12 protein-coding genes are annotated in these 11,074 nt (G+C 46.5%); 7 read left to right on the forward strand and 5 right to left on the reverse strand.

Features of this window, described 5'->3' with window-relative positions; translation table 11 throughout:
* Window positions 1–561: 561 nt before the first annotated feature.
* The gene (locus RIE73_RS14505; RefSeq protein ID WP_446401843.1) at window positions 562–753 is read left to right on the forward strand and encodes a hypothetical protein; all 192 of its coding nucleotides are present in this window, start codon (window positions 562–564) and stop codon (window positions 751–753) included.
* 70 nt (window positions 754–823) lie between these two features.
* A complete protein-coding gene (locus RIE73_RS14510; protein ID WP_446401844.1) occupies window positions 824–2,335 on the forward strand; it encodes a hydroxysqualene dehydroxylase in 1,512 nt (503 codons plus the stop codon).
* Window positions 2,336–2,441: 106 nt separating this feature from the next.
* On the opposite strand, the gene RIE73_RS14515 is transcribed toward RIE73_RS14510, so the two are convergent.
* The 3 genes from RIE73_RS14515 to RIE73_RS14525 all read right to left on the reverse strand — a co-directional run bounded on the left by RIE73_RS14515 (window position 2,442) and on the right by RIE73_RS14525 (window position 4,526).
* Window positions 2,442–3,467: an N-acetylmuramoyl-L-alanine amidase gene (locus tag RIE73_RS14515; RefSeq protein WP_446401845.1), complete on the reverse strand. Its 1,026-nt coding sequence runs from the start codon at window positions 3,465–3,467 to the stop codon at window positions 2,442–2,444.
* Window positions 3,468–3,707: 240 nt separating this feature from the next.
* The gene (locus RIE73_RS14520; protein ID WP_446401846.1) at window positions 3,708–3,926 is read right to left on the reverse strand and encodes a hypothetical protein; all 219 of its coding nucleotides are present in this window, start codon (window positions 3,924–3,926) and stop codon (window positions 3,708–3,710) included.
* Between the two features lie 141 nt (window positions 3,927–4,067).
* Complete coding sequence (locus RIE73_RS14525) at window positions 4,068–4,526, reverse strand: hypothetical protein (protein WP_446401847.1); 459 nt, start codon at window positions 4,524–4,526, stop codon at window positions 4,068–4,070.
* Between the two features lie 114 nt (window positions 4,527–4,640).
* On the opposite strand from RIE73_RS14525, the gene RIE73_RS14530 reads away from it, so the two are divergent.
* Both RIE73_RS14530 and RIE73_RS14535 read left to right on the forward strand, forming a co-directional pair.
* Window positions 4,641–4,892: a helix-turn-helix transcriptional regulator gene (locus RIE73_RS14530; RefSeq protein WP_446401848.1), complete on the forward strand. Its 252-nt coding sequence runs from the start codon at window positions 4,641–4,643 to the stop codon at window positions 4,890–4,892.
* Between the two features lie 269 nt (window positions 4,893–5,161).
* Window positions 5,162–5,419: a helix-turn-helix transcriptional regulator gene (locus RIE73_RS14535; protein ID WP_446401849.1), complete on the forward strand. Its 258-nt coding sequence runs from the start codon at window positions 5,162–5,164 to the stop codon at window positions 5,417–5,419.
* A gap of 193 nt (window positions 5,420–5,612) precedes the next feature.
* On the opposite strand, the gene RIE73_RS14540 is transcribed toward RIE73_RS14535, so the two are convergent.
* Window positions 5,613–7,952: a PAS domain-containing sensor histidine kinase gene (locus tag RIE73_RS14540; protein WP_446401850.1), complete on the reverse strand. Its 2,340-nt coding sequence runs from the start codon at window positions 7,950–7,952 to the stop codon at window positions 5,613–5,615.
* Between the two features lie 270 nt (window positions 7,953–8,222).
* On the opposite strand from RIE73_RS14540, the gene RIE73_RS14545 reads away from it, so the two are divergent.
* Complete coding sequence (locus tag RIE73_RS14545) at window positions 8,223–9,767, forward strand: Ig-like domain-containing protein (protein ID WP_446401851.1); 1,545 nt, start codon at window positions 8,223–8,225, stop codon at window positions 9,765–9,767.
* Window positions 9,768–9,774: 7 nt separating this feature from the next.
* On the forward strand, window positions 9,775–9,966 hold the full coding sequence (locus RIE73_RS14550) for a hypothetical protein (RefSeq protein ID WP_446401852.1): 192 nt from the start codon (window positions 9,775–9,777) through the stop codon (window positions 9,964–9,966).
* A gap of 104 nt (window positions 9,967–10,070) precedes the next feature.
* On the opposite strand, the gene RIE73_RS14555 is transcribed toward RIE73_RS14550, so the two are convergent.
* A complete protein-coding gene (locus RIE73_RS14555) occupies window positions 10,071–10,793 on the reverse strand; it encodes a GUN4 N-terminal ARM-like repeat domain-containing protein (RefSeq protein ID WP_446401853.1) in 723 nt (240 codons plus the stop codon).
* A gap of 175 nt (window positions 10,794–10,968) precedes the next feature.
* On the opposite strand from RIE73_RS14555, the gene RIE73_RS14560 reads away from it, so the two are divergent.
* Window positions 10,969–11,074: helix-turn-helix domain-containing protein (locus tag RIE73_RS14560; protein WP_446401854.1), on the forward strand; the 106-nt coding region annotated here is incomplete at its 3' end.

Here is an 11,074-nt window from a genome sequence, read left to right on the forward strand (position 1 = left end):
AAGGAGAGTGTAATTGAATCCTCCCCCTACGGTGTAGTATTGGCTTCCCCATGTAAAAAAAAGCGACGCAACAACGGGTCCCCCCCTTTTTACGGGGGAGGGATGGGGGATCGACAAGGGAAGAGGGGGATCTAAGAGGGGGACGAGATCTAAGGGGATCTGATACCAAGTTGTGTTGCATCCTCCTTACTGTTCCCCGTTCCATGTTACCTGTTCTCTTGTCCTCCTACTCAACTTTATTTGTATGACTACTTAACCTCTCTTCATACCTGTCCTTCATCACAAAAGGGGGATATAGGTAGCGAATGTTACCTAAAGCAGCTTTCCTGTTGGACTTTTCTGAAAACTCTTTCTTTAGATAGAGGCACATTCAACCCTTCTTTGGGAAAAGGTATTGATGTGTATGCTTAATGATGTAATTACTAGGGCAACCTGATACCGGTTCAGTACAAACTTGCCGATTGTCAAAACTTGTTTGGTAAACTGCTGGAGTTTAAAAGCTAATTTGCTCAATCATCACTTGGAATAGATAAGTCAACCTCACTCAAGACTATGATTATAATGTTAGTACTTCTCACCATTTACCTGTTAATCGCTGGATTGTTTTGCCTGAACTGGTTGAATGCATTCCAGAAAGAGACGAATTTATCGGCTGAGCAAAAAACTCGGTGTCGGATAGTTTTTATCGTTGCCACTGTTCTGTGGCCCCTCACCTTTCCAATTTCATATCTGGAAAACTGTTCTAGAGTTTAAGGCAGAGTTGGGCTGACTTGGCTAGACCAATCATGGCATCCTAAAAAAGGAAACAATCACGAGGTTAAGGATGTCAGAAGCGTCAGCACAAAAGCGGATAGTCGTTGTTGGTGCAGGATGGGCAGGTTTAGGTGCAACTCATCATCTTGCCCAACAAAACTACGATGTTACTCTTCTAGAAGCCACCCCCTATCCTGGTGGATTGGTGGCTGGATGGAAAACCTCTGGCGGGCGTTCAGTCGAGGGGGGTATTCATGGGTTCTGGTATCCCTATCGCAATATCTTTCGCCTGGTTAACGAATTGGGACTTCAACCCTTCACACCTTTTACCCATTCCTCCCAATATTCTCCCGCTGGGTTAGAAGTCGAATCGCCTCTGTTTCAGAATGAGTTCCCGCTTCCTACCCCATTGGGAACCTTTCTCTATCCCAACTTTAGACGCTTACCTCTGATTGACAGGCTTTCGGCTTTACCTCTGTTGTATGCTCTGATTGATTTTGATAATTCTGATCAAGCATGGCGACGTTATGATCAGGTAACTGCCCGCGAACTCTTTAAACAGTTTGGTGTCTCTGCCCGATTATATCGGGATTCCTTTGAACCGATGCTGTTGGTGGGGTTATTTGCCCCCGGTGAGCAATGTTCAGCCGCTGCCGCCCTAGGAATGCTCTATTACTTCATTTTGGCTCACCAACCTAATTTTGATGTTGTCTGGTGTCGGGGAACGGTGGCAGAGATGATTTTTAAACCCTGGGTGGAACGGATTGAGAAAGCCGGGGGACGAGTGCTGACGAATAAGCGGGTGAATGATATTCTCTTGGACGATAGGGGTAAGGCTAAAGCGGTTGTCTGTGGTGAGGATATCTTTGAAGCCGATGCGGTTATTTTTGCCGTTAGTGTTAATGGCATGAAAAAAATTGTGAGCGCGAGTAGTAGCTTGCAACCCTATTCGGAATTCCGGAATTTGAGAAACTTAGGCGCAATTGATGTTCTGGCAACCCGGTTATGGTTTGACCGAAAAGTTATTCTGCGGAATCCGTCTAATGCTTGTTTTGGCTTTGATCCGACGACGGGGTGGACATTTTTTGATTTGAATGCGTTGCATGATGAATATGCGTATGAACCGGGAAGTGTCATTGAAGCGGATTTTTATCATGCGAATCAGTTATTGCCAATGAGTGATGAGCAAATTGTGGCAAAGGTTCATCGAGATTTAGCCACTTGTGTGCCAGAGTTTGGGGATGCCAAGGTTATTGATAGCAGTGTGATTCGTGTACCGCAAGGAGTAACGCATTTTGCACCGGGAAGTTATCAGTATTTGCTGCCAGCGACCACTCCGATTAATAATGTGTTTATGAGTGGGGATTGGATTGTTACGAATCACGGTTCTTGGTCACAGGAGAAGGCGTATGTGACGGGTTTAGAGGCGGCAAATTTGATAATTGACCGTTTTGGGTACGGAAATAAGGCAACGATTATTCCGGTTGAACCGGATGAACCTCATATTCAAATGGGGCGGATGATTAATAAAACGATGCGGGATTGGGGGAAGACAGTATTACCTGATTTTTGGTTGCCTTAGAAGAAAGGCGGATGGTAGATGGCACTAGGTTAGGGAGGGCGGGTTTTGTTGAAAGCTTATCGGTCAATAGCACAATTAAGTGGCTAAACCCGCCCCGACAATTTATTCATGGATTCTGTCGAATATATTGTAAGATACCCTGTGCGATCGCGCCTGCCATTTGGCTCTGATATTCGGGTGTCCCTAGGCGTGGGTTATCGTCTCGTCCGGTAACAAATCCAACTTCCACGAGAACGGCAGGGATAGGGTTATTCCGCAGCACGTAAAATCGGGCTTGTTTCACGCCGCGATCGCGAATCTGAATTCTCTGTAAAATACTATTATGAATGGTTTGAGCTAGACGCTGCCCGTTTGAGTAATAATAGGTTTCTAATCCATTCACATCAGGACGGCGACCAACAGCATTCGCATGGATACTCACAAATAAATCCGCTTGGGCTTGTTTTGCCATCTCCACGCGGGGTGCTAAGTCTACAAAATAATCGCTGGTTCGGGTGAGAATGACTTGAATCCCTTGTTGCTGTAAAATAGCGGCAACTTGTTGAGAAATAGGCAAAATCACATCCTTTTCCCGCAATCCATTTAACCCAACTGCACCGGGATCTTTTCCCCCATGTCCGGGATCAACCATAACCACAATGCGGCGGTTGGGAACTTGGGACAGATTGAAGGGAGGATTGCTGGTTGTCGGGGATATGACGGGATTTTGCGGCGGTAGAGGGGTGGGTGTGGTTAATTGGACAACTCGTTGCGGTGGTGGTAACTGCACTGTCCACATGCGAGGGGAGAATCCCTTGAATAGAACCTGTTGGGGATTAATCGTATAACCTGGATTAAACTCAATCACCAAGCGTGTGGTTTGGGGGTTCAATTGACTGACACGCACCACCCGCACTGCACCACCAACTAATTGTTCTAATTTGGCATTCTCCAGGGGGATACCGGGCAAATCAATCACCAGGCGGTTGGGATTGGCAAGAAATTGCCCTCTGGGTTGTACTCCTTCATCGGTAGTAAAGACGAGTTGATTTTGATTCACATCAAAGCGCCAGGAGAGTAATCTCGCGGCTTGCGCTGGCAAGGAGAGCAAAAAAAAGCTGAGAAAACTGGGAAGTAACCAGTGCAGTTTCACTGTTAAAGTTCCTCAAGACAGGGGACGGGGATCATGTTCCAGACGCGCCATGGCAAGGTTGAGATATAATATCTAGCATTATTTTGCATGGGAGTAAACGTGGCTTACTCGATTTTAGACGGAGGATATTGGATTGTCTCGCACCTGATGGAGTTGAACGTATCGCGGTTCTCGATGTTAAGCATTTACAAGTGAGAGACTTTTCTGTCAGGATAATTCCCCCTGATGTCAAACGAACTGCTATCTGACGTGTGCCAAGCTTCGCAAATCGTCTCGCTGTTTTGCCCAGACAGAACGTAGATATTCGACAACGGGTTGAGTATAGTTAAATTTTCGGCATTCTTGTCGAATCCACAATCCTAGCTGCCATAGTTCGTCCAAGGTTTTGGTTTTTTTAATTAAGGCAATTATTGCCTCAATCGGTGAGTTTGAGTTTTCGATAACTGATAAATTGGCCACCTTTGTCGCGGCGATGAACAAAAATAATATAAGCCCAGGGTTCTGCTCGCAAAATCATCGATTTGGGAATGTCCAGAAATTGAGCAATGAGATCGATGGTGATTGGAAATGATTGGGGTTTGATGCGGCGAAATAAAATCGTCATAGTTGTTTTGGAGAAACATCAAATAGGAGTTCAAATTCTGCGGTGGGAACGAAGCGATTGAGAAATCGTATGTAGTCTTGAACATCTTGGCGATTGTGAAATCGGGCGATAGTATAGCGTTGGGCGTTGGGAAGGAGGCGGACAATTGCCCAAGGACGAGTCAAGTCGGCGGATGAGGGAATGGCTTGATTCGTTGCTTCGTTACCTCGGATAATGTTAAGGATTCTTTGAATTAGCTGCCAGAGAGTTCGACGTGCTGAGGTGGTGTCGTTGGGGAGTAAACCCCAGTCATCCACGGGTACGGGTAACCAAGTCAGAAGGTAGGTTTTGCCGTCTTGATTAATTTTCCAGGACAAGCGGTGGGGTTGTTTGAAGCATTGATAATGGTGTTGTCTGAGAAGGGCGCACAGTTTTTCACCTTCGGTTTGAAGGCGTAGCCAATCAGTATGTTTCATGGAATTTTATAGGAAAAAGAACGAACAGATGGAAGGGCAGTTAGAATATTCTCTGCCCTCTATGGTTTTTTGGATTATGACCAGTAAAGCATAACTAGCCATGCTTTACAAGTCATGAATTACAATATGCCCCAAGAAAGTGGAAAGCGTCTCACGCCAGCGGATTTGCGTCAGCGTACAGGTTTGACTCAGGTTAATTTTGCGATATCGATTGGAAAAAGTCCTTCAACCATTGCCAAATGGGAAGCTCGAACGTCTCTACCGCGAGGCACACCGTCTGAGATCAAGCGTTTGTGTCAAGCTTATCAATGCACTCTCGATGAACTGATTGAGGCATTTGAGGGAATCGATGTCGAGTCAGGGTAACATCTGATTCGCCTGTGAACTGGAGTAAGTTATCGACTTCGGATTTGCCGGATAGATCAGTTAGGTTGTTTCATGGGTTTTCCTGATGTATGTATGGTTTGGATAGACATTGGCACTTTTCTCTCCCAGCCTTTTGCCTGGAAGGAGAGGGGCGTTAGTTCCCTGCTTACCCGACAGGGACACAGGTTTATCCGCCTATTGCTGTTCTTCCTTTATAGAAACAGTTTCTAGTTGCGTTTGTCAAGTAACTGTTTCTAGTAATTTTTGCTATGCCCCAGAAAAACAGATCAGATTTAGACGGTGGCGAATCGCCGTTAAAGCAGTTGCGAGAAGCGGTTGGTCTCACTCAAGAGGAGTTGGCTCGGCGAATTGGCGTATCAACTAAAACTATTAGTAACTGGGAAAGAGGAGCCTACCCAGCCACGTTCAACGTTCCCCAGATCAAAGCGTTGTGTCGAGAATTGCGGTGTAGCTTGGAGGATCTACCGGATAACTTTGGTCCTGCCCGATCGCCCGAGCAAGCCTAAGTTAGGATTATTGGTGGGTTACGGCGGATAGGAAAATTATAAGGTTATTGCCTCTATTTGAGTTCCGCCTAACCCACCCTACGGGCTGGGGTGCGTTCAATATCGTTAACGTTAACCTGCCAACTATTGCCATTAGAGTTTCCTCCTTCCTCCTTCCTCCCCTTGATAAGGGGAGGGTTAGGGTGGGGTCAGACTAACATTCACAATTGAAGGGGATTTCCACCACAAACTCTGTACCGCATCCGGGTGCGGAGATACAAGATAAATTTCCTCCATGTTTGTCTACGACAATTTGATAGCTGATCGACAAGCCTAACCCTGTGCCTTCTCCTACAGGTTTTGTGGTAAAAAATGGGTCGAAAATTTGTTCCTTGATTTGTTCAGGAATGCCACAACCATTATCAGCAATGTGAATCAATACAGAGTTGCGATCCGATAATTCAGTCCGAATCCATATCGTCGGCGTGGGAGCATGATAAGGAAAAGAGAGTTCTGTCGATGCCGCATCCTTATCCTTATCCGCTTGTTTATCCTCGGAATTTAGAGCATCAATGGCATTATTCAGCAAATTCATAAAGACTTGATTGAGTTGTCCTGGATAACAGTCCACAGGGGGAATATTGCCATAGTCTTTAACCACTTGGATATTAGAAGCGTCCGGCTTTAAGCGGTGCTGCAAAATTAACAGCGTATTCTCCATCCCTTGTTCAACATCCATGCATTTGCGTTCAGCTTCATCTAGGCGCGAGAAATTCTTGAGGCTACCAACTAACGTTTCCAGACGGTTAACCCCGAATTGCATGGAACTCAGAAGTTTGGGGAAATCTTCTCTGAGAAAGTCGATATCAATGTCCTCAGTTAAGGTTTCAATTTCCGGTGCAGGTTGAGGATAGTGCTGTTCATAGAGTTGCACTAAATCCAATAAATCTTGAGCATATTGATTGGCATGATCAATATTCCCAGAGATAAACGTAATCGGATTATTGATTTCATGAGCAATCCCTGCCACTAACTGTCCCAAACTCGACATCTTTTCATTTTGAATCAGTTTAAGTTGAGTCTGTTTAAGTTCACGCAGAGTTTTTTCAAGCTGGGTAGCTTTCTCCTTCAAGTTTGTTTCCGACTCTCGCAAGGCGGCTTCAGCGGCTTGGCGTTCCTTGAGTTCAGCCGAGACTTGCTCAAACAATGCCGCTTGCTGAATTGCCATGCTTAACTGAATGCTAAGTTTTCTGACACATTCAATTTCCTGTTGCTGCCATTGTCGCACTTCCGAACAGTGATGGACAACCAGCAATCCCCAAAGCTTTTTCCCTTGTAAAATAGGGGCGACTAAGCTAGCCCGAACCTGAAGCTGTTCGAGTAATTCAATGTAACAGGGGCTTAAATTGGCATTGTAGATATCATCAATGACTCGAATATAACCGTCTTGATAGAGAAGCGATGTCACTTCAGGATTCTTAAAAAAATCATCCTCGATTGTTTCGCCAGCCATCTTTATCCACCCTTCGCCAACGGACTCCACATCAACGGTTCCTGCCCAATCTGGGTCAAACCGATAAATGAGCGTGCGATCGCACGCCAGAAATTTTCGTACTTCTTCGACGGCTGTATTCAGAACTGCATCCAGATTTAAGGATTGGTTAATTCGCTGATTTATACAGCTCAATAGCCGCTCTTGTTTGGCTTGTCGCTTTAATCGGTCTTCAGTTTCTTTTCGTTGGGTAATGTCACGGAATGACCAAATTCTGCCGTAGTACGTACCTGTAGGCGATAAGGCTGGCGCGGAGTAACGCTCGAAAATCCGTCCGTCAGTGAGTTTAATTTCATCTTGATAACTCAGCCTGGGATGCTTCTCAAGATACTCGACTTTACTAAACACCTTTAGCGGTTCAGCAATTAAGGGTAACACACAGGCTAAAAATTGCTCCTTATCTGAGGATTGCATGGCTCGATGAGGAACTTGCCACATTTGGCAAAATCGAGAATTGTGACTAATAACTGTACCATTGGGATCAATGACAATGACGCCATCAGGATCAGCCTCTTGTTGCGCCTTTAATAAAGCATGACTGATTTGGAGTTCCTCTTGAGCTTGCTTACGGGATGTAATATCAGTCTGGACGCCAATAAAATAGATCACCCGCCCCTTGGCATCTCGAATCGGTGAGATCGCTAGCTCATTCCAAAAGGGTGTCCCATCTTTACGATAATTCTTCAGGACTACCTTCACGTCTTGCTGAGTGCGTAGAGCCTGACGGATTTGCTCAACCACCTGCGGATCAGTATCAGCACCCTGGAGGAAGCGGCAATTGCGTCCAACCACCTCTTGGCGGGAATAGCCAGTGATTGTCTCGAAGGCAGGATTGCAATAGACAATCGGCATATCCGGTTTGCTAGCATCGCTGAGAATAATGCCACAGCTTGCCGCACCGAGGATACGCTCATCTATACAAATTGGTTCTGGAGTCACTTGAGTTGGAGTATTGGCATTGAAAAAACGACCTGTTGAGGGCTGCTGGAGGTGGGAAATCATGACAGTAAGTGCGTGACGTGTAATACATATAGGGAGTCGAGGCGTATTCTTTTCAATTTAAAAACACCTCAAAAGAGATTCAAATACGCCCAAAGGATGAATTTACGGAACTTTATGGAAAATCACCTATCTTTTTTTTTAATATAAAGATTCAGTAAAAGCCCCCTGCTGTCTCCGAATCTGAGTCCGTAGAAAAAGCCTGCACCCTGATCGTTAATGTCTGGAGGCGAATCTAGACTAGAATGCTAGAGCTTAACTGTGATTGTGGAAATGTCAGCTCCAACCATACTATCTAAAAAATTTCTTCAACCCATCGACCGTTTGGCTTTGGTACTCATGGTAGTCTTAAGTCTGTTTATTGGCATCGTCCTATTGACAGGCGACACCACTCGACCTCGGGTAAGGGATTTCAGTTGGCAGGACAAATACGTCAGTGCTGAGGATACGGCGTTCATTCTAACCTTTAGCCGTCCAATGGATCATGCCAGCGTAGAAGCCAATCTACAAATCACACCCGTTTTGCCTTCAGGGGAGGTGAGTCCCTCAGATGTGCCGCCAATCGAGGGCAAGATTAGCTGGGCGGGGCGGAAAATGGCGTATACGTTGCTTTCGCCGATTCCCTATGGAAATGACTATCAGGTTCAGCTTCAGGGGGCAAAGGAGAAAATACCAGGCGTTGAAGACAACGGTACTGTGATGGAACCGTTTCAGGCAACCTTTCACAGTCGCGATCGCGCATTTGCTTACATTGGCGTCGAAGGGGAAGAACAGGGGCGATTAATCCTCTATAATCTCACCCGACAGCAAAAAACCGTGCTGACACCTGCTGATCTGGTGGTACTGGACTTTAAACCCTATCCGGGGAGCGATCGCATTTTGTTTTCCGCTAATGACCGCCAAAATCAGGCAAAGGGGTTACTCACGGCACAACTGTATACCGTAACCACTGGACTGTCGTTTCCCTCGCCAGATCAGCGTTCTCCGTCTCAGCAAACCGCTGGTAAGCTGGATTTGGTGTTAGATAGCCAAAACCATCAAAACCTGCAATTTGACTTATCCAGAGACGGACAAACCATTGTGGTACAGCGCGTGAATCGAGACAATCCCGCTGACTTTGGTCTGTGGATGATCCCCGCAGATGGCGAACCCCAACCCTTAGAAAATCAGCCCGGCGGCGAATTTTTAATTGCCCCCGATAGTGCCTCATTAGCCGTGGCGCAAGGACAAGGGGTGGCGATTTTGCCGTTAAACGCCGACGCCGAACCCCTGGACTTTCTCCCCAAGTTTGGTCAAGTCCTCAGCTTTGCCAGCGATGGTTCAGCCGCGACAATGGTGAAATTTAATACCGACTACACGCGATCGCTGTTTTTGGTCAATAATCAGGGAACTGAGGAAGAACTCCTCCGTACAACGGGTTCAATTGTCAACTGCGAGTTTGCCCCCAATCAGGAAACCCTCTTTTGCCTCCTCACCCAACTGATTCAAGGGGAAGAGTATCGCGAGGAACCCTTTATCGCCGCCGTTAATCTCAATGCCGAACCCGACAGTGAGGAGAGTCCAGTCAAACCCTTAGTCGTTCTGCCGGAACAGCGGGATATTCAACTCAGTTTATCCCCCGATGGGTTAGCCTTATTATTCGATCAGGTCGCCACCCGACCCGCCTCAGCGGTTGACAGTTTAAGGAACGACGAAGGACAAGCGATCGCCACTGGGCGTCTTTGGCTACTACCCTTAGATGAGTCGATCACCTTAGATACAGTACAACTCCAACCTGAGCCATTATTACCAGGATTTCTCCCCCACTGGCTACCCTGATTAGGGTGTGGGGTGTCGGGTGTGGGGTGTGGGGTGTCGGGTGTGGGGTGTGGGGTGTGGGGTGTCGGGTGTGGGGTGTCGGGAAAAATTGAACGCCAATCCGCGATCGCCAATTGAGGAAGATGAGAAACCTGTAGGGGCGGGTTTCACCACTATCATTTGTGGTCACCCGAATGTCACTAAACCCGCCCCGACCTAGCCGTTAAATTATCACAAATGACCAATGACCAATGACCAATGACCAATGACCAATGACCAATGACCAATGACCAATGACCAATGACAAATAACAAATGACAAAATTTAACTTAACCATGCTGGGTGAGACAGCAACGTGGCAATAACCCGGACACCGCGTAGCTGATTAGAAAGCGGCAGATGACCTTTCGGGGCGCTGAGATCCCAGGTAAACTCATTGGGGTATCGAGTCCAGCTATTTCCGCTCTTCCAGCCGATTTTGGGCCACAGTTTTTCCCAGTTTTTGCCCACACCAAGCCAAAGTTCCCGCTGCACCGAGAATCCAAATTTACCTTGAGAGTGAACCACCCACAGCCTATTAATCGTCTGTAAGTCAGGAATCGGGAACTTCTCCACTTCGGAAAAATACAACCATTTTCGCTGCATGGCAGCCGACCCAGCTAACTCACAAAGTTTCTCTAATGTCAACCTATCCGCTGCCTGAAACTCTTGCTGGGCAAGTAACTGTTGTAGGGGAGCGTAGTCAATATCCCGTTCAGACACCAGGGGAACAATCCCGGTCGGAAAATGGTTTTGTAGGAACTCCTCAGTCTTGGCAGTCTTTGCCTGATAAATGGCTTGATATGCCAAACCGGAACTGAGACTGACAGGGGTAGAGGATTGCGCTTGCAGAAACTCCATCAAAACATCTAAACCAGCATCCCCCTGATTCACCAGTTCTGGAATGAGCTGGAGTTGTTTTTTCTCAGAACTTGACCTGAGTTGGTTACTCAACTCAGCAAGCTGGTTAGAGGTTTCGGGTACGGAGCCAGTCGTTTGGTCTATCATGAAGCGACGTGTTTGAAGTTGCGGCAACTAATCCTATTGTCGAGGCAAAGTGGCTCACTTGAACGCCTGAAACTGTAAAATTGAAAAAATTACTTGAGAACATCGGTCTAATCACCTCAGTTAGCATGATAACTAATTCTATAAAACTTTGACTTTATTTGCTATACTTTTATGTATGGCAGAACAAAGACGGCATAAGATAACTGAAGCGGCTGAGATTCTGGGGGTAAACCCTTGGACTCTTAGGCGCAAGGTGTACAAAAACCAAATTCCCTACATCA

This window comes from Coleofasciculus sp. C1-SOL-03, assembly GCF_040220555.1.
Lineage (GTDB): Bacteria > Cyanobacteriota > Cyanobacteriia > Cyanobacteriales > Coleofasciculaceae > Coleofasciculus.